At 74.6% G+C, this 23,152-nt stretch carries 18 protein-coding genes; 5 read left to right on the forward strand and 13 right to left on the reverse strand.

Features of this window, described 5'->3' with window-relative positions; all coding sequences use genetic code 11:
- Positions 1-21: 21 nt before the first annotated feature.
- The gene (locus LPC08_RS04880) at positions 22-2,316 is read right to left on the reverse strand and encodes a helicase-related protein (RefSeq protein WP_230451610.1); all 2,295 of its coding nucleotides are present in this window, start codon (positions 2,314-2,316) and stop codon (positions 22-24) included.
- A gap of 481 nt (positions 2,317-2,797) precedes the next feature.
- Between LPC08_RS04880 and LPC08_RS04885 the strand changes: the two genes are divergently transcribed.
- The gene (locus LPC08_RS04885; protein WP_230451611.1) at positions 2,798-4,042 is read left to right on the forward strand and encodes an alpha/beta fold hydrolase; all 1,245 of its coding nucleotides are present in this window, start codon (positions 2,798-2,800) and stop codon (positions 4,040-4,042) included.
- Between the two features lie 64 nt (positions 4,043-4,106).
- Here the strand turns inward: LPC08_RS04885 and ugpC are convergent, their stop codons facing one another.
- From ugpC to LPC08_RS04910, 5 genes are all read right to left on the reverse strand, one after another.
- Positions 4,107-5,174 carry a sn-glycerol-3-phosphate ABC transporter ATP-binding protein UgpC gene (gene ugpC, locus LPC08_RS04890; protein WP_230451612.1) on the reverse strand — a complete coding sequence of 356 codons (1,068 nt, stop codon included), beginning with the start codon at positions 5,172-5,174 and terminating at the stop codon, positions 4,107-4,109.
- 4 nt (positions 5,175-5,178) lie between these two features.
- Complete coding sequence (gene ugpE, locus LPC08_RS04895) at positions 5,179-6,120, reverse strand: sn-glycerol-3-phosphate ABC transporter permease UgpE (protein ID WP_230451613.1); 942 nt, start codon at positions 6,118-6,120, stop codon at positions 5,179-5,181.
- Positions 6,120-7,001, reverse strand: coding sequence for a sn-glycerol-3-phosphate ABC transporter permease UgpA (gene ugpA / locus LPC08_RS04900; protein ID WP_230451614.1), 882 nt, complete (start codon positions 6,999-7,001; stop codon positions 6,120-6,122). Before ugpA ends, ugpE begins: the two co-directional genes overlap by 1 nt.
- 4 nt (positions 7,002-7,005) lie before the next feature.
- Positions 7,006-8,364: a sn-glycerol-3-phosphate ABC transporter substrate-binding protein UgpB gene (ugpB, locus tag LPC08_RS04905; protein ID WP_230451615.1), complete on the reverse strand. Its 1,359-nt coding sequence runs from the start codon at positions 8,362-8,364 to the stop codon at positions 7,006-7,008.
- Positions 8,365-8,458: 94 nt separating this feature from the next.
- Positions 8,459-9,391: a LysR family transcriptional regulator gene (locus LPC08_RS04910; RefSeq protein ID WP_255702332.1), complete on the reverse strand. Its 933-nt coding sequence runs from the start codon at positions 9,389-9,391 to the stop codon at positions 8,459-8,461.
- A gap of 87 nt (positions 9,392-9,478) precedes the next feature.
- On the opposite strand from LPC08_RS04910, the gene LPC08_RS04915 reads away from it, so the two are divergent.
- The 4 genes from LPC08_RS04915 (at position 9,479) to LPC08_RS04930 (ending at position 15,610) form a co-directional block, all read left to right on the forward strand.
- Positions 9,479-10,018, forward strand: a complete 540-nt coding sequence (locus LPC08_RS04915) for a GNAT family N-acetyltransferase (RefSeq protein WP_230451617.1) — start codon at positions 9,479-9,481, stop codon at positions 10,016-10,018.
- Entirely contained in the window at positions 10,015-11,268 is a 1,254-nt protein-coding gene (locus tag LPC08_RS04920) for an MFS transporter (protein ID WP_230451618.1), read from the forward strand. The genes LPC08_RS04915 and LPC08_RS04920 overlap by 4 nt, the downstream gene beginning before the upstream one ends.
- Positions 11,269-11,271: 3 nt before the next feature.
- On the forward strand, positions 11,272-11,754 hold the full coding sequence (locus LPC08_RS04925; protein WP_230451619.1) for a c-type cytochrome: 483 nt from the start codon (positions 11,272-11,274) through the stop codon (positions 11,752-11,754).
- A 133-nt stretch (positions 11,755-11,887) separates the two neighbouring features.
- Complete coding sequence (locus LPC08_RS04930) at positions 11,888-15,610, forward strand: PAS domain-containing protein (protein ID WP_230451620.1); 3,723 nt, start codon at positions 11,888-11,890, stop codon at positions 15,608-15,610.
- Positions 15,611-16,030: 420 nt separating this feature from the next.
- Here the strand turns inward: LPC08_RS04930 and LPC08_RS04935 are convergent, their stop codons facing one another.
- The 7 genes from LPC08_RS04935 to LPC08_RS04965 are packed head-to-tail and all read right to left on the reverse strand — an operon-like array spanning position 16,031 to position 23,151.
- Positions 16,031-17,035, reverse strand: coding sequence for a hypothetical protein (locus LPC08_RS04935; RefSeq protein ID WP_230451621.1), 1,005 nt, complete (start codon positions 17,033-17,035; stop codon positions 16,031-16,033).
- Positions 17,032-17,463: a c-type cytochrome gene (locus tag LPC08_RS04940; RefSeq protein ID WP_230451622.1), complete on the reverse strand. Its 432-nt coding sequence runs from the start codon at positions 17,461-17,463 to the stop codon at positions 17,032-17,034. Before LPC08_RS04940 ends, LPC08_RS04935 begins: the two co-directional genes overlap by 4 nt.
- Positions 17,460-18,005, reverse strand: a complete 546-nt coding sequence (locus tag LPC08_RS04945) for a DUF3341 domain-containing protein (protein WP_230451623.1) — start codon at positions 18,003-18,005, stop codon at positions 17,460-17,462. Before LPC08_RS04945 ends, LPC08_RS04940 begins: the two co-directional genes overlap by 4 nt.
- A complete protein-coding gene (locus tag LPC08_RS04950) occupies positions 18,002-19,339 on the reverse strand; it encodes a hydrogenase (protein WP_230451624.1) in 1,338 nt (445 codons plus the stop codon). The genes LPC08_RS04945 and LPC08_RS04950 overlap by 4 nt, the downstream gene beginning before the upstream one ends.
- Positions 19,336-22,128, reverse strand: coding sequence for a 4Fe-4S dicluster domain-containing protein (locus LPC08_RS04955; RefSeq protein ID WP_230451625.1), 2,793 nt, complete (start codon positions 22,126-22,128; stop codon positions 19,336-19,338). Before LPC08_RS04955 ends, LPC08_RS04950 begins: the two co-directional genes overlap by 4 nt.
- Entirely contained in the window at positions 22,125-22,775 is a 651-nt protein-coding gene (locus LPC08_RS04960) for a cytochrome c3 family protein (RefSeq protein WP_230451626.1), read from the reverse strand. Before LPC08_RS04960 ends, LPC08_RS04955 begins: the two co-directional genes overlap by 4 nt.
- A gap of 1 nt (position 22,776) precedes the next feature.
- Entirely contained in the window at positions 22,777-23,151 is a 375-nt protein-coding gene (locus tag LPC08_RS04965; RefSeq protein ID WP_230451627.1) for a hypothetical protein, read from the reverse strand.
- Position 23,152: the final 1 nt, after the last annotated feature.

A 23,152-nucleotide genomic window follows, 5' to 3' on the forward strand; every position in this document is an offset into this window, starting at 1 on the left:
CGCCGCGGCCGCCGCCCTGCCTCAGCGCCCCGGGCGGCTGCGGCGCTGCTGGCGCAGCACCTCCTCGATCCAGCGGTCCAGCCGCTCCGTCTCCGCCTCGGCCAGCGCGTGGTCGGCATAGGCGCTGGGGAAGCGGAGGGAGAGCCAGCGCCAGGCGACCAGCCGCTTGTGCGTCTTCTCCGCCCGCTCCAGCTCCTCCCGCGCCGCCCGGTCGGGGGCGGAGAGGCGGCCGGCCAGCGGCGGGGCGACGTGGCGGCCGGCGCCGTGCTCGATGGCCCAGCGGGCGAGGCGGGCGACGCCGTGGTCGCGCTCGTCCACCGGGCACATCGCATAGGTCCAGCGGTCGAGCAGGGGCAGCCCCTCCACCCCGTCCACGGCGGAGGCGATGGCGATCTGCGCGGAGAGGTCGGCCAGGCGGTAGTTCGGGTCGTCCTTGCGCAGCACGGCGCGGCGGATGCGGGCCAGCACGCCGAAGAGGCTGTCCGAGCCGATCTCGGCGGCGACGGCGGCCACGATGTCGGAATCCGGCTGCACCTGCGGGCGCAGCTCGGCCGGCGGGTCGGGCGGGGCCTCCAGCAGCCGGCGGACCAGCTCCGGCGTGCCGCCGCCACCCTCGGCCAGCACGGCGACGATGCCCTCCTCGTGCTGGCCGTAGCGCCCGGCGCGGCCGCCGATCTGCTTGACCTCCTGGGAGTTCAGCTCCCGCCGCTCCTCGCCGTCGAACTTGCGCAGGGTGGAGAAGACCACCCGGCGGATCGGCAGGTTCAGCCCCATGCCGATGGCGTCGGTCGCGACCAGGATATCGGCCTCGCCCGAGCGGAAGCGGGCGGCCTCGGCGCGCCGCACCTCGGGGCTCAGCGCGCCGTAGATGACGGCGACCCGCTTGCCGCGCTTCACCAGCTCCGCCCGGAAGTCCAGCACGTCGCGGCGGGAGAAGGCGACCAGCGCATCGCCCGCCTTCAGGTCGCCCAGCCGCACCGGGTTGCGCGCCGCGACCAGCGGGCCCTTGCGCCGCAGCGAGACGGACTCCACCGGGTCGCCGCAGAGCGTCGCGATCCGCTGCACCATCGGGATGCATTCCGGCGCGCCGAGCACGAAGACCTCCCGCGCCGGGGCGCCCATGATGGCGGCGGTCCAGGCGGCGCCGCGGTCGCGGTCGTGCAGGAGCTGCGCCTCGTCCACGATCGCCACGTCTACGGGCGACTGGAAAGGGCACATCTCCACCGTCGCGGCCAGGTGCCGGCTGCCTTCCACGGGCACCCGCTCCTCGCCGGTGGAGAGGGAGGCGGGGACGCCGCGCGCCCCCAGCGCCTCGCGGAACTCATGCGCCAGCAGGCGCAGGGGGGCGAGGGCGAGGCCGCTCTCCGCCGTCGCCAGCCGGTCCAGCGCGGTGTGGCTCTTGCCGGAATTGGTCGGGCCGGTGACCAGCGTGATGCGCCGGTTCAAGGCGCGGGCGGTGGCGAAATGTCCGGCGAAGCGGTCCAGCGCGGCGACCCGGGCCACGGCGGCATTGGCCGCCTTGCCGCCCATGCCGCCGGCCGGGCGGATCGCGGGGGCGGCGGGGACATCGCGCCCCTCAGGGCGGTCGCGCTTCCGCTCGCGCGGGTCGGGCTGGTCCTCCCGCCATTCCGGCAGGCGGGTGCGCAGCGGGGCCAGCTCGGCCGGGTCGAACAGCCAGACCTCCCGCCCGCCCTTGCCGGGGGTACGCTTGGCGACCGGCAGCAGCCCGGTGCCCGCCCAGCGCAGCGCCTCGCGCTCGGTGCAGCCGAGCAGGCGGGGCACCGCCTCCAGCCCGACCAGCGAGCGTTCCCAGGCGCGCAGCCGGGCCACCTCCTCGCGCTTGCGGGCGCGGGCGACCTTCTCGGCGGCGCGCTGCTCCTGCCGGCGGCGGGATTCGGCGCGCTCGGCCGCCTCGACGAAATCCTCGGCCCGGTCCGGGGTGAGGCCGAAGGCGCGGGCGACGGCGCCGGCCAGCTCGGCATGCCGGTCGGGCGACAGGGCGCCGCCCTGGCCGTCGGCGATCTCGGCGGCGAGGGCCTCCAGCGCGGCCTGCGGCGTGTCGCCGGCGGCGCGCAGGCGACGGTCCAGCACGCCGGACAGCGCCGTGGCCAGGGCGGCCTCGTCCGGCTCGGGCGTGGCGATCGCGGCGGCGGCGGCGCGGGTGTCGTCCGGCTGCACCCAGGCCTGGCCGGCCCGGCTGGCCATGTCGTTCAGCCGGGCGGCCCAGCCGCGCCGGCGGACCTCGCACAGGGCCGCGGCGACGGTGGCGGCATCGGCGGGCATGCGACGGGCGACGAGGCGCCGCAGCTGCGGCATCTCGCGGGTTTCGACGGTCAGGCCGGAGGCCAGGATCGCGGCCTCGGCGGGGTCGGAAACGGGGGTGATCGAGTCCAGTGTCGGGTCTCCGCGCGGGCCGCTGGGGCCGGCGCTGGGTCGGGGAGGCGGTGGAACCCCGGCCGGGACCGTGTTGCCAGGCGGCAGCCGGTGAACGCGGGAGGGGTGGAACGGTTCGCCTTTCCAGATGGGACCTCGGAAACCCATGGAAAACCCGTTCCGGACGGGAGGCTAGCAGAAGCGGGGCCCGGGCGGAGCCGCGGATCGCGCAGGGCTGGGGGCGCGGGGCCACCCGGCCGGCGCCCGCCCGGCTCCCCGATCCGGGACGCCTGCGCCGATGCCACGTCGTCCTCGGTGCGGCGGGCGCGGCCCTCCCCGCCGCGTGGAAGGTCGACTAGACAGTGATCGGCGCCGGCCGTGCCGACGCTCAACAAGCTCAACAGAAACGAGGGAGTCCAGGAACATGGTCAGATGGACTGCGAGGGCCTGGCGCGGGCGCCAGCCGCCGCCCCGGCACGCGATCCTGCGGCGGCCGGGGCGTGCCAGGGCCGCCGCGCGGCTGTCGGGCCTGGCAGGGCTGGTGTGCGGGGTGCTCGCGGCGCTTCCCGCGGCCGCCCAGACCTCCCAGGTCCAGACCTGCCAGCTCGGCGATCTGGCGCTGGAGAGCGGCGCGACGATCCCGAACGTGCGGATGACCTACATCACCCATGGCACGCTCAACGCCGAGCGCAGCAATGCCATCCTCTCGATCCACGGGCTGCGCGGGAACCGGACCAGCCAGAGCTTCCTGGCCGGGCCGGGCAAGGCGCTGGACACCGACCGCTACTTCGTCATCCAGCCCGATACGCTGGGCGTCGCCTCCACCGATCCGAACGCCACCACCTCGCCCACGCGGTCGGGGATGAACATGAACTTCCCGCGTTTCACCATCCGCGACATGGTGAAGGCGGAGCACCGCCTGATCACGGAATGCCTCGGCATCCGGCACCTGGTCGCGGTGACGGGCATCTCGATGGGCGGCATCGGCTCGCTGCAATGGGCGGTCAGCTTCCCGGACTTCATGGATGCGGTGATCCCGGTGGTGCCGCAGGCCCATGCCACCCGGCAGACCGCCTTCATCTGGGAGGCGGCGCGGCAGGCCATCGCGCTCGACCCCAAGTGGCGGGACGGGAACTACCCGGCGGACGACCCGCCGCGGCGCGGGACGGGCATCGGCATCAACATCCAGAACGCCTTCGGCTTCTCGGCCGAGTCCTTCGGGGAGATGTTCCGCGACCGGGCGGAGGTGGACCGCTTCTACGCCTCCACCACCGAGCAACTCGGGGCGACGACGGAGGCGCGCGACTGGTACTACCGCACCCTGGCCATCGTGGAGCACGACATCGCCAGGACGCCCCCGTTCAACGGCGACCTCCGGGCGGCGGCCCGCTCCATCCGCGCGCGGCTGCTGCTGATGCCCAACTGCTTCGACCAGCTCCTCTCGCCCGGCGAAAGCGGGGTGATGGAGGTGGCCGCCCATGCGCCGGACGCGAAGATCGTCGATCTCGACGACATCGCGGGCCATTCCGGCAATTCCACGCCGCGCAGCGCGCTGCTGATCGCCTCGGAGGTCCGGGACCTGCTCCAGCGCATCGCCGATGGCCGCCCCGGCTTCAGCGGCCCGAAGATTCCGCGCCACTGGACGCGGGCGGACCGCTGTCCCGGCTGAGCCGCGTCGGGGGCGTCGCCGGGCCTGCGCGCCCGGCGACACCCCCAGGCGCGGGATCCCGGCCTCAGGCCGCCTCCAGCCGCCGCCCCTCGCCGTCGAAGACATGCAGCTCGCCTGGGTCCAGCCGGACCGGCAGGGCGGCGCCGCTGAACGGCCCGTTCACCCGCACCACCATCGCCTCGCCCGTCGGCAGGCGGCCGTGCACCACGGTTTCCGATCCCAGCGGCTCGATCAGCTCCACCGCCAGCGGCAGGGCGCCGGGGCCGTCGCCGGGCAGGAAGTGCTCCGGGCGCATGCCCAGCGTCAGCTTCGACCCCGCCGCCCCCGGGCGCGGCCCGTCGGCGAAGGGCACCACCGCGCCCGTCTCCAGCCGCGCGGCCGCCCCGCCCGGCTCCAGCGTGGCGGGGAGGAAGTTCATCGCCGGGCTGCCGATGAAGCTCGCGACATAGGTGTCGGCCGGGCGCGACCAGACCTCCATGGGCGAGGCGACCTGCGCCGCGCGGCCCTGGTGCATCACCACCAGGCGGTCGCCCAGCGTCATCGCCTCCACCTGGTCGTGGGTGACGAAGATGGAGGTGACGCCGAGCCGCTTCTGCAGCCGCCGAATCTCGGCCCGCATCTGCACCCGCAGCCGCGCGTCGAGGTTGGAGAGCGGCTCGTCGAACAGGAACAGCGCCGGCTCGCGCACGATGGCGCGGCCCATGGCGACGCGCTGCCGCTGCCCGCCGGAGAGCTGGCGCGGGCGGCGGTCCAGCAGCGCCTCCAGCCCCAGGATGGCGGCGGCGTCCTGCACCCGCTTCTCGATCTCGGCCCGCGGCAGGCCGCGGATCTTGAGGCCGTAGGCCATGTTCTGCCGCACCGTCATGTGCGGGTAGAGGGCGTAGTTCTGGAACACCATGGCGATGTCGCGATCGGCCGGCTCCAGCCCGGTCACGTCCCGGCCGTCGATCAGCACCCGGCCGCTGGTCGGCGTCTCCAGCCCCGCCACGATGCGCAGCAGGGTGGACTTGCCGCAGCCCGAGGCGCCGACGAGCACCACCATCTCCCCGTCCGCCACCTCCAGCTCGATGCCGTGCAGCACCTGGGTCTGGCCGAAGGCCTTGCGGATGGTCTCCAGCCTGAGCGTGGCCAAGGGTCTACTTCTCCGTCTCGGTCAGGCCGCGCACGAACCAGCGCTGCATCGCCACCACCACCGCGACCGGCGGCAGCAGGGCCAGCACGGCCAGCGCCATGATGGTGTTCCACTCGTTCTGGGAATCGCCCGTGCCGATCGACTTGGACAGGCCGACCACGATGGTGTCGAGCGAGCGGTCGGTGACGATCAGCAGCGGCCAGAGGTACTGGTTCCAGCCGTAGATGAACAGGATGACGAAGAGCGCCGCGATGGAGTTGCGCGACAGCGGCAGCACCACGTCGCGCAGGAAGCGCAGCGGCCCGGCGCCGTCCAGCTTCGCGGCCTCGGCCAGCTCGTCCGGGATGGTCAGGAAGAACTGGCGGAACAGCAGCGTCGCGGTGGCCGAGGCGATCAGCGGCAGCACCAGCCCCGTCATGGTGTCCGTCAGGCGCATGTTCACCATGACCTGGAAGGTGGGGATCAGGCGGACCTCCACCGGCAGCATCAGGGTGATGAAGATCGTCCAGAAGGCGGCCATGCGGAACGGGAAGCGGAAGAACACCACCGCATAGGCGGAGAGGATGGAGATGGCGATCTTGCCCACGGCGATCAGCGTCGCCATCACCGCGCTGTTCCACAGCATGATCCAGGCGGGGGTGATGCGGTTGCGCCCGCTGCCCTCGCCCCAGGCGGTGCGGAAGTTCTCCGCGGCATGGGAGCCGGGCAGCAGCGGCACGTCGCCGCGCCCCAGCGTGCCGACATCGTGGGTGGAGCCGACGAGGGCGATCCAGATCGGGAAGGCGAAGAGCAGCGCGCCCAGCACCAGCACCGTGTAGGCGAAGGCCTTCTGGCGCCACTGCCGCCGGCGGGTGGCGGCGAGGAGGAGGTCCGGCGCCTCCGCCGGCACGGGCACGCCGCCGCGCGCGTCCTGGAGCGCGGCGGGGCTCACCTGGGGGTTGGCCATCAGTAGTGGACCTTGCGGTCGACGTAGCGGAACTGGATGGCGGTCAGGCCGATCACCAGCACCATCAGGATCACGCTCTGCGCCGAGGAGGTGCCGAGGTTCAGGTTCTGCACCCCGTCCGACCAGGCGAGGTAGATCAGCGTCTCCGTCGCGTTCCCCGGGCCGCCCTGGGTCAGGGCGTGGATCACGCCGAAGGTCTCGAAGAAGGCGTAGGTCAGGTTCACCACCAGCAGGAAGAAGGCGGTGGGGGAGAGCAGGGGGAGCACGACGGTCCAGAAGCGCCGCACCGGCCGGGCGCCGTCGATGGCGGCCGCCTCCAGCACCGATTGCGGGATGGATTGCAGGCCGGCGAGGAAGAAGATGAAGTTGTAGGCCACCTGCTTCCAGGCGGAGGCGATCACCACCAGGATCATCGCCTGGGTCCCGTCGAGCCGGTAGTCCCAGTGCAGCCCCGCCTGGTTCAGCGCCCTGCCCACCAGCCCGATCTGCGGGTGGAAGATGAACAGCCACAGCACTGCGGCGACGGCGGGTGCCACGGCATAGGGCCAGATCAGCAGGGTGCGGAAGACGCCGGAGCCGCGCAGCTTCTTGTCCGCCTGCACCGCCAGGAACAGCGACACGGACAGCGCCAGCACGGCGACGGAGGTGGAGAAGACGGCCGTGTTCCAGGCGGCGTTCCGCCAGCGCGGCTCCGACAGCACGTCCACGAAGTTCTGGATGCCGACGAACTCGCGGGAGAAGCCGAAGGCATCCTCCCGCAGGGTCGACTGCCAGATGGCCTGGAAGGCCGGCCAGTAGAAGAAGACCGCCGTGATCGCGAGCTGGGGCAGCAGCAGCGCCAGCGGCAGCGCCCAGCCCTTGAAGACGGCCTTCCTCTCCATCGGATCAGCCGCGGTTCGCGCGCTCGAAGTTGCGCAGCACCACGTTGCCGCGGGTCTGGCTGTTCGCCATGGCCTGCTCCGCCGTCTGCTGGCCCTGCAGCGCCCGCTCCAGCTCCTCCTGCATGATGTTGCGGATCTCGGCGAAGCCGCCCAGGCGGATGCCCTTGCTGTTCTCGGTGGTGTTGCCGCCGCCGCGCAGCATCTGCTGCACCGCGACCTCGGAATAGGGGTTCTGGGCGTAGAAGCCGGAGGCCCGCGTCGCCTGGTAGGCGCCCTGCGAGACGGGGAGGTAGCCCGTCTCCTGGTGCCACTTCGCCGCCACCTCGGGCTGGGACATGTAGCGGAAGAACTCCGCCACCCCGCGCAGCTCGTCCGCCGAGCGCTGCTTGTTCGGCCCGCCCTGCATCACCCACAGGCTGGCGCCGCCGATGATGCTGTTGATCGGCGCGCCCTGCACGTCCGGGTAGTAGGGCAGCATCGCCGCACCCCAGGCGAAGCGCGCCTCCTTCACGATGCGCGCGCGGGTGCCGGAGGAGGCGAAGGAGATGGCCGCGTCGCCGGAGGGGAAGACGCCGTCGCCGGCGGAATCGCGCCCGCCGTAGCGGAACAGCCCCTCCTTCTGCCACTCCACCAGGTTGGCGATGTGGCGCACCACCAGCGGGTTGTTGATCCGCAGCTCCGCGCCCAGCCCCTCGAAGCCGTTGGCGAGCGTGGCGAGCGGGATGTTGTGGATCGCCGAGAGCTGCTCGACATGCACCCAGGTCGGCCAGGAGGTGCTCATCGGCATGGCGATGCCGGCGGCCTTCAGCTTGCGCGCGGCCTCGGCCAGTGCCGGCCAGGTCTCGGGGAACTTGTCCGGGTCGAGGCCCGCCTTGGCGAAGGCGTCCTTGTTCCAGTAGGCGATGGCGGTGGAGCTGTTGAAGGGCAGGCTCATCAGCCGTCCGTCCGGCAGGCTGTAGTAGCCCTTGATCGCCGGCAGGTAGTCGTCGAGGCCGATGTTCACCCCCGTCTGCTCCGCGAGCGCGTGCACCGGCACGATGGCGCGGCCGGCGGCGATCATGGTGCCCGTGCCGACCTCGAACATCTGCACGATGTGCGGGGCGGTGCCGGCGCGGAAAGCGGCGATGGCGGCCACCATCGTCTCCGGATAGGCGCCGCGGAAGGTCGCGGTGACCTGGTACTTGTTCTGGGTGGCGTTGAAGTCGGCCGCGCGCTGCTCCAGCATCCCGCCCAGCGGCTGGGTCAGGCCGTGCCAGAACTGCAGATCGATCTTCTGCTGGGCGAGGGCCGGGCGGCCCAGGGAGGCCCCCGAGAGCCCGGCCAGCGCGACGGCGCCGGCGGTGACGGAACGACGACGCAGCATGATGTGCCTCCCCAGGGACGTGGCGGCGCGGGGCATAGCCACGCCGCATTTCAGTCAGGCTACACGACGATGACGGGACGATGAAGCCGCTAAGTCACTCCGGCGGAATGTCTGTTCCGCCGGCGGCGCGACCCGCGGCGGCCAGCGCCGCCACCACCTCCCGCAGCCCGCGGTCCAGCCGCTTGTCGCGCCGCATCACCAGGCCGAGCGAGCGGTGCAGCGGCGGGGCGAGCGGCCGCGTCGCCAGGGGCGGCCCCCCCGCCTGCGTGCCGGTCCGCAGCGCCATGCCGGGCAGCACGGCGCAGCCCAGCCCGGCCCCGACCAGCTCCTTGATCGCCTCCACGCTGCCCAGGGCCATCACCGGCCGGGTGGCGATGCCCGATCGCAGGAACCAGTCGTCGATCAGCCGGCGGGTCTGCCCGCCCGTCTCGTAGAGCACGAGGGGCAGGGCGCCGAGCGCCGCCGCATCGATGCCGCCCGGCGGCGGCGCCTCCCCGGGCGGGAAGGCCGCGAGCAGCGGGTCGTCGCACAGGGGCGTCACGGCGAAGGCCCGCCCTGGCGCCGGCAGGGTCACCAGGGCGAGGTCCAGGGCATTCTCCTCCAGCAGGCGCAGCATGTCCGGCGTGTTGCCCGTCCGCACCGCGATCTCCAGCCCCGGCAGCCGCTCGCGCAGGCCGCGCAGGATGGGGGGCAGCCAGTGGATGCAGGCCGTCCCGCCGGTGCCCAGCCGCACGCGCCCCACCTGTCCCGCCCGGTGCGGCGCGACCGTCGCGACCGCCGCCTCCATGGCCTCCCGTACCCGCAAGGCATGCGGCAGCAGGTCCTGGCCGGCGGGGGTGGGCCGCACCCGGCGCCCGACCCGCTCCAGCAGACGCAGGCCGAGCTGCCGTTCGAGCTGGCGGATCAGCAGGCTGACGGCCGGCTGCGTCACGCCGCGCCGCACCGCCGCGGCGGTGAAGCTGCCACGCTCCACCACCTCGATGAACGCCGCGAGCTGGTCGAGGCTGGGGCCCTTCGCACCGAAGATCGGCTTATGCTCCGCATAAAGTGAATAAGCTTCCCTTCTGGACGCGCGCCGCGCAAGGAGAGAGCGGTCAGCCAGGGGAAGGGCGGGATGCGGGCGGACGGTTCGGTGACGCTGCGCGAGGCGCGGGCGGAGGACATGGCGGCGATCGCCGCGATCTACCGCGTGGCGGTGGAGCGGGGCACCGCCTCCTTCGAGCTGGAGCCGCCGGACGAGGCGGAGATGGGGCGCCGCCTCGCCACGCTACGGGACGGTGGGCACCCCTACCTGGTCGCGGAGCGGGACGGGCTGGTCCTGGGCTATGCCTATGCGGGCACCTACCGCGCCCGGCCGGCCTATCGCGGCACGGTGGAGAATTCCGTCTACGTCGACCCCGTCGCCCAGGGCCAGGGGATCGGCCGGCTGCTGCTGGACGCGCTGGTGGCGGAGGCGGGGCGGCGCGGTTTCCGGCAGATGGTCGCGGTGATCGGCGATTCCGCGAACCACGCCTCGCGCCGACTGCACGCGGCGGCGGGCTTCGACGACATCGGCATCCTGCGCTCGGTCGGCTGGAAGCACGGGCGCTGGCTGGACACGGTGCTGATGCAGCGCGCCCTCGGCCCCGGCGACGCGGCCCCGCCCGGCGCGTGACGGCACGCCTCGCCGCCGGCCGCATCGCCGGCCGCATCGCCGGTCTGGGAATCGGCCAGACGATCGCCTTCGCCTGCTCCTTCTACCTGCCCGCCGTGCTGGCCGCGCCGATGGCGCGCGAGCTGGACCTGGCGTCGGGCGATGTCTACGCCGCCTTCTCCGGCGGGCTGCTGGTGACGGCGCTGCTCGGGCCCTGGGCCGGGCGCCTGGTGGACCGGCGCGGCGGGCGCGGCGTGCTGGCGGCCTCCAGCCTGGCGCTGGCGGCGGGGCTGGCGCTGCTCGCCCTGGCGCAGGGGCCGGTGCTGCTCGTCGGCGCCTGGATGGTGCTGGGCCTGGGCATGGCGCTGGGCTTCTACGAGACGGCCTTCGCCGCCCTGGCCGCGCTGCACGGGACGGAGGCACGCGGGGCGATCGCCGGCGTCACGCTGATCGCGGGCTTCGCCAGCACGCTGGGCTGGCCGCTGACGACGCTGATGGCGGCGGAATGGGGCTGGCGCGGGGCCTGCCTGGGCTGGGCCGGGCTGAACCTGCTGGTCTCGCTGCCGGCCCATCTCCTGGCCTTGCCGACCGGGGCGGGAGGGCGGTCGCCCACCGCCGTGGCAGCGGTGCCGCCGGGCGCCCCGCCGCCCCGTGCCGCCATGATCCTCCTGGCCGTGGCCTTCGCCGCCATCGCCTTCAACGGCAGCGCGATCGGCACCCATCTGCCCGGGCTGCTGGCCGCCGCCGGCGCCGGCCCGGGCGAGGCGCTGCTTGCCGCCTCGCTGCTCGGCCCCGCCCAGGTCGCGGGGCGGCTGGCGGAGCTGACGCTGCTGCGCCGCCTCTCGCCGCTCGCCACGGGCTGCGCCGCGATCCTGCTGCATCCGCTGGGCGCGGCGCTGCTGGCCGGCTTCGGGGCGGCCGCGGGCTTCGCGCTGCTGCACGGGGCGGGGAACGGGCTGCTGACGGTCACGCGCGGCACCCTGCCGCTCGCGCTGTTCGGGCCGGCGGGGTACGGGGCGCGCCAGGGCTGGCTGGCGGCGCCCGCGCGCCTCGTGCAGGCGCTGGCGCCGCTGCTCTTCGGGCTGGCGCTCGAATCCGCGGGGGCCGGGGCGCTGTGGCTCTCCACCGCCGTCGCCCTGCTCGCGACCGCGGCGCTCCTGGCCCTTCGCCTGCGCCGGGCGTCCGGCAACGATGGGCCGCCTGCGGCAGCAGGCAACGACGTGCCGCCTGCAGCGGCGGGCAACGAAGCGCCGCCTGCGGCGTCAGGATAGGCGATGCCCACCCTGCGCAAACTGGCCGTCCTCGGCGCCCTGCTCGGCCTCGCCGCCTGTGGCGGGGAGGACGAGCCGCCGCCGCACCTGCGCGTCGCCGGCGGCGACCCGGCGCGCGGACGGCAGGCGCTGGCGAGCCATGGTTGCGGCGCCTGCCATGTAATCCCCGGCGTGGCGGGGGCGACGAGCTGGGTCGGCCCGCCGCTGACCGCCTATGCGCGGCGCGGCTACATCGCCGGGCTGCTGCCCAACCGGCCGGAGGCGCTGGTGCGCTGGATCCGCGCGCCGCAGGCTGTCTCTCCCGGCAATGCCATGCCCGACCTGGGCGTGGGCGAGGCGGCGGCACGCGACATGGCGGCCTATCTCTACACGCTCGGGGCGCGCGGGCTGTCGGCGCCGGGGCCGCTGCCCGTGCGCTTCGGCTCCAGCGCCGCGGAGGGGCCGGCGGCCACGGCGCGCGGGGGGGGGCCGACCACCCTTCCCTGAACAGCCCGGACAGGCAAAGGTCTCGCAGGCGAGAGGAGGCGCAACGGTGTGCTGCCCCATTCCGGACCGTGCCCTGGACCTGTCCGGACAGACATCCCGTGCGGCGAAGGGATGCCGCCACGGAGGACGGGCGATGGACGCTGAATCCCTGCCCTCCGAGCTGCGCTTCCTCGCCGCCGGCAGCCTCGCCGGGCAGGAGATCCTGGGCCACGACTGGTCGGCCAGCCCGCTCGGCCCGATCGAGGGCTGGCCGACCTCGCTGCGCGCGCTGCTGTCGATGATGCTGGCCTGCCCCACGCCGATGTACCTGGCCTGGGGGCCGCAGCTCGTCAGCTTCTACAACGATGCCTATCGCCCGATCTTCGGGGCGCGGGCGGACCGCGCGCTGGGCACCCCCTTCCCGGAGATCTGGTCCGACCTGTGGGAGACGATCGGCCCCTTCGCCGAGGCGGCTCTGGCCGGGCAGCCGCAATCCTTCCACAACCTGCCGCTGACCATGGACCATCGCGGCCCGGCGCAGGAGAGCTGGTGGAGCTTCTCCTACTCCGCCGTGTACGATGAATCGGGCCGCGTCGCCGGGATGCTCTGCGTCACGCGCGAAACCACCCGCCAGCTTCTGGCCGAGCGGGCGCTGCGCGAGAGCGAGGCGGAACTGCGCCGCACCCTGGAGCTGACGCCGCAGGTCCCCTGGACCGCCGATCCCGGCGGGCGCGTCACCAGCATCTCGCCGCGCTGGCTGGCCTGGACCGGGTTGAGCCAGGAGGAGGCACTGGGCGAGGGCTGGAGCCGGGTGGTGCACCCGGAGGACCGGGAGACCGTCCTGCGGGGCTGGACCGTCTCCCTGGCCAGCGGCGAGCCCTATGACGTCGAGCACCGCATCCGCCTGTCCGACGGGCGCTACGCCTGGATGCGCTCCCGCGCGGCGCCGTGGCGCGATCCCGTCGGCGGCAAGGTGCTGCGCTGGTACGGCGCCACCGAGGATGTGGACGAGCAGGTGCGCGCCGGGCAGGCGCAGCGCGAAAGCGAGGAGCGACTGCAGCTCGCCCTCACCGCCGCGGGCAGCATCGGCAGCTGGGACTGGGACGTGCCGCGCAACCGGGTGGTGGCCGATATCCGCTTCGCCCGGCTCTACGGCGTCGATCCCGAGCTGGCGGCCGCCGGTGCGCCGCTGGAGGCCTTCTTTCGCAACGTCCATCCCGGCGACATCGACCGGCTGCGCGCCGCCATTGCCGAGGCGCTCTGGACGGGCGGCCTGCTGTCCGAGGAGTACCGGCTGGTGCCGCCGGACGGCGGCGTGCGCTGGGTGGTGGCCCAGGGCCGCTGCACCCTGGCGGCCGACGGCACGCCGCTGCGGCTCTCCGGCATCAGCCTCGACATCTCCCGCCGCCGCGGCGCGGAGGAGGCGCTGCGCCGCGCCAACGAGGAGCGCAGCTTCCTCTTCGCCCTGGCCGAGCGACAGCGCGGGGTGGAGGAGCCGGTGGCCATACTGCGCCTGACGGCGGAAGCGCTGGGCGAGCGGCTGGCGGCGGACCGCCTGGGCTTCTACCGGCGTGACCCGGGCGGCGAGGCCAGCTTCGGCCCCGGCTGGGCCTTCGGGCCGCTGCCGGCCTTCCCGTCGCGCCTGCCCGGCGGGGCGCTGGGCGCGCTGGCCGAGGCGCGGGCGCAGGCTGGCCTTCCCGTGGTGATCGCCGACCTGCGCGACGACCCGGCGGCGGCAGGATCGTGCCTGCCGGCCCAGGCCGTCCTGGCCGCGGTGGACCTGCCGCTGCGCCGGGGCGGGCGCTGGGAGGCGGGTCTGGCCGTGCACCAGGCCGCGCCGCGCCGCTGGACGGAGGAGGAGGTGTCGCTGCTGGAGGAGGCGGCGCAGCTCACCTGGGACGCCGTGCTGCGCGCCGAGGCGCAGGAGACGCTGCGCCGGAACGAGGCGCGCTTCCGCGGCATCGCCAACTCCATCGACCAGATGGTGTGGTCCACCCGGCCGGACGGCTACCACGACTACTACAACGAGCGTTGGTACGAATACACCGGCGTGCCGCGCGGCTCGACCGACGGCGAAGCCTGGAACGGCATGTTCCACCCCGAGGACCGCGACCGCGCGCGGCGGGTGTGGCGCCGCTCCCTGGCCACGGGCGAGCCCTATCGCATCGAGTACCGGCTGCGCCATTGCTCCGGGCAATACCGCTGGGTCCTGGGCCGGGCACAGCCGGTGCGCGACGAATCGGGGACGGTCCAGCGCTGGTTCGGCACCTGCACCGACATCCAGGAGATCGTCGATGCGCGGGAGGTGCTGGCGCGCTCCCGCGAGGAGCTGGAGCGGCAAGTGGGGCAGCGCACCGCGGAGCTGGCCGAGCTCTATGCCCGCACCCCCGTCGCGCTGCACTCGCTCGACCGGGAGCGCCGGCTGATCAGTGTCTCGGACCGCTGGCTGTCCTTCATGGGCTATGCGGCGCGGCACGAGGTGCTGGGACGCCCGCTCTCCGACTTCCTCACCCCGGAGAGCGATGCCCGCTTCCCCGAGGATTGGGCGCGGCTGCTGCGCGAGGACGCGCTGGACGACCTGCCCTATCGCTACGTCAGGAAGTCGGGCGAGGTGGCGGACGTGCTCGTCTCCACCCGGCTCGGCCGCGACGCGGAGGGACGGCCAGTGCGCACCATGGCCTCGGTCATCGACGTGTCCGGCCGGCTGCGCGCGGAGGCGGAGCGCGACCGGGCCGAGGCGGCGCTGCGCCAGTCACAGAAGATGGAGGCTCTGGGCCAGCTCACCGGCGGCATCGCGCACGACTTCAACAACATGCTGGCCGTGGTGATCGGCGGGCTGAACCTGCTGCGCCGGCGGCTGGAGCGCGGCGACACGCAGGTCGGCCGCTACGTCGATGCGGCGATGGAAGGCGCGACCCGCGCGGCGGCGCTGACGCAGCGGCTGCTGGCCTTCTCGCGGCAGCAGCCGCTGGCGCCCGAGGTGATCGACGTCAACGCGCTGGTCCGCGGCATGACGGAGCTGCTGCGCCGCAGCCTGGGCGAGGCGATCCGGGTGGAGACGCGCCTGGCGGGCGACCTGCGCCCCGTGCGGGTCGATCCGGTGCAGCTGGAGAATGCCATCCTCAACCTGTCGGTGAATGCGCGCGATGCCATGGCGCAGGGCGGCCGGCTGACCATCGCGACCGCCAACCTGACTCTGGCGCCCGGCGAGGACGGCATCGTGCCGCCGGGCGAGTACGTTCTGCTCTGCGTGCAGGATACCGGGACCGGCATGCCGCCCGAGGTGCTGGCCAAGGCCTTCGATCCCTTCTTCACCACCAAGGGCGTGGGCAAGGGCACCGGGCTGGGGCTGAGCCAGGTGTTCGGCTTCGTGCGCCAGTCGGGCGGGCAGGTCCAGATCGCCTCGGAGCCGGGACAGGGGACGGCGGTGCGCATCTACCTGCCGTCCAGCCAGGCCGAGGCCGTGCCGCTGCCCCGGCACCAGCCCGCCCTGCCGCTGCGGCCCGGCTCCGCCTCCGAGGTGGTGCTGGTGGTGGAGGACGAGGATCGCGTGCGCGCCCATTCCGTCGAGGCGGTGCGGGAGCTGGGCTACGGCGTCGTCTCCGCCTCCGGTGGCGCCGAGGCCCTGCGGCTGCTGGAGACGGATGCGCCGGTGACACTGCTCTTCACGGATATGGTGATGCCGGAAATGAACGGCCGCGCGCTGGCCGAGCAGGCGCTGCGTCTGCGTCCGGGGCTGAAGGTGCTGTTCACCACCGGCTATGCGGGCGGCCCGGCCGGATCAGCCCCCGGGGCCGGGCCGGGCGGCAACCTCCTGCCCAAGCCGTTCGACATCGAGCAACTCGCGGTGAAGCTGCGCGAGGTGCTGGATGGATAATGGGCTCATGCGCGCGGCGGGATGCCTTGATCCGTGCCGGCGTGGTGCCCGTGGCCCGGGGGCAAGGCTCTGCCTCGCCCCCGTACCCCCACTCCGCCAGGACCCTGCGGGCCCTGGACCCGATCAGCGCTGCCGCGGGACAGCCTGACACGGGGTCACAGCGCCGAGGAGCTTGGCTCCTCGGCGGGACCGGCCGCAGCCCGCACTGACGCCTTCTGAGCTTCTTCAGAGTCCCGCCTGTCCGCGCTCTGTCAGGGTTCAGTCCGGAGGCTGACGTCTACCGGAAGCACCAGACTCCCAGCGGGGACCGGGGCCCGCTTGTGGCCCCGGCAGGGGAGGGTCTGGGAGGGGACGGCGTCCCCTCCCGGTCCGACGCTGGAACACCACAGCACGACAGGTCAGATCATCCCGCCGTACGGATCAGCCCGGCGCGCGGCGTGTGCCCAACATCGCGCGCCACCAGCCGTACAGCACCGCGGTGAGCAGCAGCAGCACCGCCGCATCGGCGCGGGGCGGCCAGGCCGGGCCAGGGGCATCGGGGCGCAGCAGCCAGATGAGGTAGCCGGCGTGCTGGAGCAGCAGCAGTCCGGCGGCGAGGCCCAGCCGTGGGCGCAGCCAGGCCCCGGTGGGTCGGAGGAGCAGGGCCACGGCGAGGAGCAGCGCGGGCAGCACCAGCCCGGGGTTCAGCCAGAGCCACGTATCCCGCGCGCGGTACCATGCGGCTTCGGCCGGCAGGTCGGCCGCCCAGACCGTCAGGAACTCCAGGAAGCGCAGCCAGAGCGACCCCAGGGCAAGGGCCATCAGCGCGCGGCCCTGGCTGACGAGGTCGGCTTCCTCCGTCCGGCTGCGCCACAGCCCGACCAGGACGGCGGCGGCCAGGGCGCCGAGCATCTGGTCGATCCAGCCGGTGAAGCCCTGCAGCTCGCCCAGCCAGAAGGGGGCGCGCGACTGCACCCAGTCCTGCACGGCCATGCCGACGGAGAAGGCCAGCAGCACCAGCGCCACGCCGCCCAGCACCCGGTGCCGCCCAGGCCGCGCCAGGGCCCGGGCGAGCAGCAGCCAGGTCGCGGCGAAGGCGGCGGCCCGCAGGCAGAAGAAGCCGGGCTGCAGCCAGAGCGCCCGCCCCTCGGGCAGCGGCAGATCCTGCATGGCCCAGGGGTAGAGCCAGTCGAGACGCAGCAGGACCGGCGCGGCCAGCAGCAGCACCAGCGGCAGGGTGCGGGTCGCCGCCTCCATCTCGGCGCGCACGGGGCGCAGATAGGTCTCGCCCAGCAGGTGGCCGACGGCCAGCACGCCGAGCGCCCCGACCGCCAGGTCGAACCAGAACAGCACGCCGAAGAGCCAGGATTCCAGCAGCGCCGGGCTGCCCAGCCCGGCGACGCCGGCCGATAGCCCGGCGACGGCGAGGAGCGAGGCCCATTTCACGGCGCCGCGCCCGGCAGGGCGGCGACGAAGCGCGCCACCGCCCAGCGGTCGCGCGGCGGCAGGCGGTCGGCGAGGGGGTGGGCGGTGCCGCGGTTCTCCGCCACCGCCGCCATGCTGCGCTCCGCCGCCGCGCCGCGGATGTCCGGCGGGCGGGGGAAGCCGCGCGCCACCGCGGGCCCGTCGCCGGTGCCGGAGACGCCGTGGCAGGGGGTGCAGTAGATCGCGTAGCGCTCCGCCCCGCGTGCGCGCAGCGCGGCGTCGTCCGGCGGGCCGGGCGGGGCGAGGGCGGCGAGCTGCGCCGTGCTGCCCTGAAGGCGGATGCCCTCCGGCAGGGGGCGCGGGGGCGGGGGCGGGTCGTCCGGCGTCCAGCCGTCGCAGCCCGCCAGCAGCAGGAGCAGCGCGCCGGCAAGCGGGTGGCGGTGGGTCATGCCGCGGGCACCGGAAGCAGCAGCCGCGGCGCGTGGCGGCGCAGCAGGCGCTCGGCGGCATCGCCCCGGAAGAGCGGATCCTCGGCGAAGAGGCAGAGCAGGAAGCGGTCCTGGCCCGCGCGCTCGAAGCCGGGCACGCCGAAGATCGGATGGTGCAGCCGCGGCAGGCGGTTGAGGACCAGCATGCCCACCAGCGTCGCCACCGCGGCCCAGAGGATGCCGATGGTCAGCGCGGTGACGAGGAAGGCCGGCCAGGCATGCAGCGGCCGCCCGCCGACGTTGATCGGGTAGTCCACGGCCGAGAGCCAGAACTGGATCGCGTAGGTGGCGGCGAAGCCCAGCACGCCGTTGGCCAGCGCGATCCAGCCGATCGGATGGCCGCGAACGCCCAGCAGCTCGGCGGCCTCCGGCACGGGGTAGGGGGCATAGGCGTCGAGATGCGTCCAGCCCGCGGCGCGCGCCTCGCGCAGCGCCTCCAGCATCGGGCCGGGCGCGGTGAACTCCGCGACCAGGCCCGCCGGGCCGGGCGGGGCGGCGCTCACCGCATCGCCTCCTCGCGCTCGGCCTCGCTCTCCTCGTGACGGGTCTCGTACAGGGACACGACGGGCACGGTGCGGGCGAAGACCAGCAGCACCAGGGCGAAGAGGCCGAGCGTGCCGAGCAGCAGGACCCATTCCTGGCCGGTGGGGGCGTAGAGCGGGCGGCCGAGGTCGAGGAAGTCGCGCTGCAGCCCGCCGACGACGATGGAGACGCGGTCGAGCCAGACCCCCGCCGAGGCGCCCAGGCCGATCGCCAGCACCGCCCATTCCCGCCCCTGCACCGCCCGCCACCACAGGAGCTGCGGCAGCAGCGCGGTCAGCGCGACGGCACCCCAGTAGGCGGGGGCATAGGCGCCGGTCATGCGGGTGAGGATGGCGGCGCGCGTCGTCTCCTCCTGTTGCAGGAGGAACAGGGCGCCATCGAGGTAGATCATGCCGGCCGCCACCCCGGCCGCGGCGAGCAGGCCGCAGAGCAGCCGCATGTCCGCCGCGTCGATGAAGCGCTCCAGCCGCAGCGACCAGCGCAGCAGCACGGCCAGCGCCAGCACGGTCCCCATGCCGGAGGGCAGGCCGGTGACGAGGAGGTGCAGCGTCATCCGCGCCTCGTGCCAGGCCGGGACGATCAGGGTCGCGAATTCCAGCGCCACGGCGCTCTGCGCGATCACCAGCAGCGGCAGCACCAGCCCGGCGGCGAGGCGATAGGCCGACTGGTGCCGCGCCCAGTGCCGCACGGAGTTGCGCCAGCCGAGCGCGACCGTGCCGTAGAAGCGCGCGACCCACAGCCGGCGCGCGCGGTCGCGCAGCGTGGCGAGGTCGGGGATCAGCCCGATGTACCAGAATAGCGACGTCACCACGACGTGCGACATGATGCCCCACAGATCCCAGATCAGCGGCGAGCGGAACTGCGGCCAGACCTGGGTCGCGGCGGGGTAGGGGAAGACCCAGTAGAACAGCCAGGGGCGGCCGATGTGCAGGATGGGGTACAGGGCGGCGCAGAGCACGGCGCCCAGCGCCGCGGCCTCGGCGAAGCGGTTGGCGGCGGTGCGCAGGCCGTGGTTGCGCAGCACCAGCACGGCCGCGACCAGGCTGGCGGCATTGGCGATGCCGATCCACCAGACGTAGTTGATGAGGTCGAAGCCCCAGACATAGGGGATGTTGGTCCCCCAGACGCCGACGCCGACCAGCACGAGCTGCGCCGTCGCATAGGCCAGCAGCAGCGTCGCCAGCACCGCGGTCGCGACGGAGGCCCGCCAGCGCCAGCCGAAATCCGGGTGCAGCGGGATGTCGGCGACGGGGCGGGTATCGAGGGGGCGGGTGTCGCGCGGGGCGCCGCTCATGCGCCGTCCTCCGGCGGCATGACGCGGGCGAGGTAGGTGGTGCGCGGCCGCAGCGCGAGCTGGTCGAGCATGGCGTAGTGCCGCCCCTCGCGCCGCGCGCGGGCCACGGCGCTGCCGGGGTCGTTCAGGTCGCCGAAGGCGATGGCCTGGGTCGGGCAGGCCTGCTGGCAGGCGGTCGTCACCTCCTCGCCGCGCAGCGGGCGGCCCTCCGCGCTCGCGGCGCCGCGGGCGTTCGCGATGCGGTGGCTGCAATAGGTGCACTTCTCCATCACCCCGCGCACGCGGCGGGGCACGTCGGGCGCGCGCACCGGGGCGGCGCCGGGCTGGCGGGCATACTCCACCCAGTTGAAGCGCCGCACCTTGTAGGGACAGTTGTTCGAGCAGGTGCGCGTGCCGATGCAGCGCGCATAGACCATGACGTTCAGCCCGTCGCTGTCGTGGACGGTGGCGTTGACCGGGCAGGCCGGCTCGCAGGGCGCCTTCTCGCAATGCATGCAGGGGACGGGCTGGAAATGAGTCTCCGGCGCCTCGGCGGGGCCGGCGTGGTAGCGGTCGATGCGCAGCCAGTGCATCTCGCGGCCCCGCGCCACCTCCTCCGGCCCGACCACGGGGATGTTGTTCTCCGCCTGGCAGGCGAGGACGCAGGCGTTGCAGCCGATGCAGGAATCGAGGTCGATCGCCATGCCCCAGGCGGTCTCGCGGTACTCCCATCCCGGGTAGAGCGACGGCGCCTCGGGCGGCGCCGGCACCGTGCCGCCGGGATTGACGGTGCGGACCGCGCCGGGATGGTCCAGCGTGTGGTGCGACTGGGTGGCGATGACGCGCCGCCGCTCACCGGTCGGGCGCAGGGTCACGCCATGCGCCACCCAGCGGGGTGTCGGCCCGCGCAGGCGATAGGCGTCGAAGCCGGTTCCCGCCTCCGCCCCCGGCGCGGTGGGGCGGCCCTGGCCAAGCGGCAGCGTCACCGTGTCCGGCGCATGGCCGGGCGTGGGCCAGACGGGCGCGGTCACGCTGCGGCCGTCGAGCGCGATCTCCACCTCGTCCCCCGCGCGCAGCCCCAGCGCCTCGGCCGTGGCGGGGGAGAGCAGCGCGGCATTCCCCCAGGCCAGCTTGGTCAGCGGGCGCGGCAGCTCCTGGAGCCAGGCATTGTCCGCGCCGCTGCCGTCCCCGGCGCCGGGGTCCGGCACGAAGACCGCCGCCATCCCGGGCGGCGGGGCGGGGGAGGGGCCGGGGTCCCAGCCGGGGCGCGGCGCGACCTCCAGCGCGGGTGCGGCGGTGCCCTCGATCACCCCGGCTTCCAGCGCTGCGTTCCAGCGTTCCTCGAAGCCCGCCTCGCCCCAGGCGGCGCGCCATGTCTCCTGCACTGTCGCGCGGCCATCCCCCGGCAGCCCCGCAAGATCGGCCAGGATCGCCTCCGCCGACCGCATCTCCGGGCGCATCGGCAGGGTGGCGGGCTGGCGGATCGCGGCGGTGCCGTCGAAGGCGCGCGCGTCGCCCCAGGCTTCCAGCGCATGCGCCAGCGGCAGGTGCCAGGCGGCGAGCAGCGCCGTCTCGTCCACGTAGAGACCCGCGTGCAGGCTGGCCGGCACCCGCGCCAGGGCGGCGGCGAAGCCGGGCGTGTCGTAGGCGGGGTTCACCCCGACCAGCAGCAGGTGCCGCACCTCGCCCGCCGCCATCTCCTCCAGCAGCGGCGCGATTCCCGGCGCCTCCGGCAGGATCGGCGCCACGTACCGCACCGCCTGCGACCCCAGCGCCGCGTTCATCGCCGCCGCCAGCGCATGCACCACCGCCGGCTGGCCGCGCCCGGCGGCGACCAGCGCCTCCGGCCCGGCACGGCGCAGCGCGGCGGCGATGGCAGCGGCCTCCGGGTGCGCAGGCGGTGGGGCCGCAAGCGTCACCCCCAGGGACGCCGCGACGGCGCGGGCGAAGGGCTCCACCTCGGCCGGGCGCAGGGCGAGGCGGCGATCCGCCTTGGCACCCGTCAGGCCGGGAGTGGATTCCACCGCGATCAGCGTGGGCAGCCGGCCCGCCGCGCGGCCCTCGGCGCGGGCGCGGGACCAGTCGCGCGCGTGGCGGATCTGGGCCGGGCCCTCGCCCAGCACATCGGCGCCGAGGCTCAGCACGCAGCGCGCCCGGGCCAGGTCATAGAGCGGCACCGCCCCCTGCCCGAAGGCGAGACGCATCCCCTCCGCCGCGCCCGCGTCGCGCAGCGGGTCGTGGACGTGCCAGCGCGCGCCGGGCCAGGCCGCCACCGCCGCCTCCGCCAGCCGCCGCAGCGTGGGCGAGGCGCTCGGCCCGGTGAGGATGCGCAGCCCCGCGCCGTCGCCGTCACGCAGCCCCAGCGCCTCGCGCAGTCCGGGAAAGGCGCGGGCGGGCCGGCCCTCGCGGCGCGGTTGGAGGGAGCGGTTCGGGTCGTGCGCCGTCAGCACCGCGGCCTCGGCGAAGACGTCGGTGGCGCCCAGGCTGGCCGGATGCGCGGGGTTGCCCAGCACCTTCACCGGCCGCCCGCCCACCAGCCGCACCAGCACCCCGCGCGCCAGCCCCTCCAGCTCCAGCGCCGTCGCCACCAGTCCGTCGCCGGCGGGCGGTGCGGCGCGGGCGGGGGCGTGCAGCGGGTCGCCCGGCTGCTCCGCCTCGTCGCAGCCGGCCGCCGCGGCCAGGGCCAGCGAGGCGGCGGTCAGCCGCAGCACGCCGCGCCGGTCGGGCAGCGGCAGCGCCGAGGGCTCCGGCGGCACCGGCTCGGCCGGGTCGGGGCTGCGCCACAGTGGGGGCTCGCGGAAGCCGCTCATCGGTGACAGGTCGAGCAGTCGTCGAGGCGGTGCAGCGGGATGCCGTAATGCGCCACCAGCGCCTTGCCACCATCCGGGGCGGGCGGCGGCGGGGCGCGGTCCCACAGCGTCGCCTCGGTGCGCAGCTCCGGCCCGGGGTTGCGGTGGCAGTCCAGGCACCAGCCCATGGAGAGGCTGCGGACCTTCACCGTGCGCTCCATCGTCTCCACCGGCCCGTGGCAGGTGGCGCAGCCGACGCCCTTGGCCAAATGCGCCGCATGGTGGAAGCGGGCGTGCTCCGGCAGGCGGTGGACGGAGCGCCATTCGACCGGGGCGCCGAAGGCCAGCGCCGTGCGCAGCGGCGCGAAGGTGGCGGCGACGTTCCAGACCTGGTTGTGGCAGCCGAGGCAGGTCTCCGCCGCCGGCATGCCCGCGCTGGCCGCGCGCTCCACGGTGGCGTGGCAGTAGCGGCAGTCGAGCCCGATCTGCCCGGCATGCAGCGCGTGGCTGAAGCCGATCGGCTGCGGCGCCGGCAGGCCGATGCCCCAGGCGCGGTCGCCCATCACCGCGTTCCAGCCCAGCGCCCCGAGCCCGGCCAGTGCGGCCGCGCCCAGGAACAGGCCGAGGCGGAACCGCCGGCCGACGTCGCGGCTGAAGAGCTGCGCCACCTCAGCCCGCGCCCCGGAAGCAGGGGTACACGACGAAGGCCGGCAGTGCCTCGAAGACGATCCCCACCGCCGCGAGCCCGCTGGTGGCCAGCGCCACCCAGGCCAGGAAGCCCGGATCGGCGAGGCGCGAGGGGCCGAGCAGGCCGCCCGGCTGGGTCTGCCGCAGCGCCAGCCAGGTCACGAGCGCCAGGGCCGCCAGGGCGGTGGCGGTGATGGCGGCGGCGAGCGCCGGGATCAGCGGCATCCCCAGCCAGCGCGCCGCCTCCCCCCCACGGTCGCAGGCGGTGGCGGTCGCGGCATAGATCGCGGTGAAATGCAGCGCCCAGACGATCAGCCCGGACAGGGCGCCGATCGCGGGGCCGATGCCGCGCGCCACC

The sequence above is a fragment of the Roseomonas sp. OT10 genome (assembly GCF_020991085.1).
Classification (GTDB): Bacteria; Pseudomonadota; Alphaproteobacteria; order Acetobacterales; family Acetobacteraceae; genus Roseomonas; species Roseomonas cutis.

Bases quoted from the DNA above. Each gene is read 5' to 3' on its own strand.
- LPC08_RS04880 (WP_230451610.1), bottom strand. From the start codon at position 2,316: ATGCCGCAGCTGCGGCGCCTCGTCGCCCGTCGCATGCCCGCCGATGCC.
- LPC08_RS04885 (WP_230451611.1), top strand. From the start codon at position 2,798: ATGGTCAGATGGACTGCGAGGGCCTGGCGCGGGCGCCAGCCGCCGCCC.
- ugpE (WP_230451613.1), bottom strand. From the start codon at position 6,120: ATGGCCAACCCCCAGGTGAGCCCCGCCGCGCTCCAGGACGCGCGCGGC.
- ugpA (WP_230451614.1), bottom strand. From the start codon at position 7,001: ATGGAGAGGAAGGCCGTCTTCAAGGGCTGGGCGCTGCCGCTGGCGCTG.
- ugpB (WP_230451615.1), bottom strand. From the start codon at position 8,364: ATGCTGCGTCGTCGTTCCGTCACCGCCGGCGCCGTCGCGCTGGCCGGG.
- LPC08_RS04915 (WP_230451617.1), top strand. From the start codon at position 9,479: ATGCGGGCGGACGGTTCGGTGACGCTGCGCGAGGCGCGGGCGGAGGAC.
- LPC08_RS04925 (WP_230451619.1), top strand. From the start codon at position 11,272: ATGCCCACCCTGCGCAAACTGGCCGTCCTCGGCGCCCTGCTCGGCCTC.
- LPC08_RS04930 (WP_230451620.1), top strand. From the start codon at position 11,888: ATGGACGCTGAATCCCTGCCCTCCGAGCTGCGCTTCCTCGCCGCCGGC.
- LPC08_RS04940 (WP_230451622.1), bottom strand. From the start codon at position 17,463: ATGACCCACCGCCACCCGCTTGCCGGCGCGCTGCTCCTGCTGCTGGCG.
- LPC08_RS04950 (WP_230451624.1), bottom strand. From the start codon at position 19,339: ATGAGCGGCGCCCCGCGCGACACCCGCCCCCTCGATACCCGCCCCGTC.
- LPC08_RS04955 (WP_230451625.1), bottom strand. From the start codon at position 22,128: ATGAGCGGCTTCCGCGAGCCCCCACTGTGGCGCAGCCCCGACCCGGCC.